The organism is Streptomyces pactum, from assembly GCF_016031615.1.
Taxonomy (GTDB): domain Bacteria; phylum Actinomycetota; class Actinomycetes; order Streptomycetales; family Streptomycetaceae; genus Streptomyces; species Streptomyces pactus.
The window spans coordinates 1-1,081 of sequence record NZ_JACYXC010000033.1; the positions used below are offsets into that span (position 1 = coordinate 1).

Below are 1,081 nucleotides of genomic sequence, written 5' to 3' on the forward strand. Positions count from 1 at the left end.
CCACGGAACCGCCGGCCGGAGGCAGCGGGCAGCCGGCCCGCGGCGGGAAACGGCCGTCAGTGGGAAACCGGCGGGCGGGTGGAGGCCCGGCCGGTCAGAGGAAGACCGAGCGGCGCTGCACCAGCAGCTCGTACAGGGTGTGCTGGATGGTCTCGCGCACCTGGTCGGTCAGGTTGAACATCAGCATCGGGTCGTCCGCCGCCTCCGACGAATAGCCGTCGGTCGGGATGGGCTCGCCGAACTGGATGGTCCACTTGGTCGGCAGCGGCACCGCCCCGAGCGGGCCCAGCAGCGGGAACGTCGGCGTGATCGGGAAGTACGGCAGGCCCAGCAGCCGGGCCACCGTACGGGCGTTCCCGATCATCGGGTAGATCTCCTCCGCGCCGACCACGGAGCACGGCACGATCGGCACCCCGGCGCGGAGCGCGGTCGAGACGAAGCCGCCGCGCCCGAAGCGCTGGAGCTTGTACCGCTGGGCGAACGGCTTCCCCAGCCCCTTGAAGCCCTCCGGCATCACGCCCACCACCTCGCCGCGCTCCAGCAGCGCCTGGGCGTCCTCGGCGCAGGCCAGGGTGTGTCCGGCCTTGCGAGCCAGTTCGTTGACGACCGGCAGCATGAAGACCAGGTCGGCGGCGAGCAGCCGCAGATGGCGCCGGGCCGGGTGGTGGTCGTGGACCGCCACCTGGAGCATCAGCCCGTCCAGCGGGAGCACCCCGGAGTGGTTGGCGACCACCAGCGCGCCGCCGTCGGCCGGGATGTTCTCGATGCCCCGCACCTCGACCCGGAAGTACTTCTCGTACACCGGGCGGAGCAGCGAGAGCAGCACCTGGTCGGTCAGCTCGCGGTCGAAGCCGAACTCGTCCACCTCGTACTCGCCGGTGAGACGGCGGCGCAGGAAGTTCAGCCCGTGGGCGAGCTTCCGCTCCCAGCCCCCGCCGGCCGGCCCCGGCCGCCCGTCCCCGGTGCTCTGCCCGGTCGCGCTCCGGAGCCGCGGTCCGGACCCGCCGCGGTGGCGCGTGCCGCTGGGGCGCTGCGGCCCCCGCCCGCCGTCCCGCTCCCCGGAGGCGTCCGGGCTTCCCCC

General features: G+C 73.9%; 1 protein-coding gene. It reads right to left on the reverse strand.

The window, feature by feature from the left end:
* Nucleotides 1–94: 94 nt before the first annotated feature.
* Nucleotides 95–1,081 (reverse strand): lysophospholipid acyltransferase family protein (locus IHE55_RS30510; RefSeq protein ID WP_232267074.1); only part of this gene is annotated, 987 nt, incomplete at its 5' end.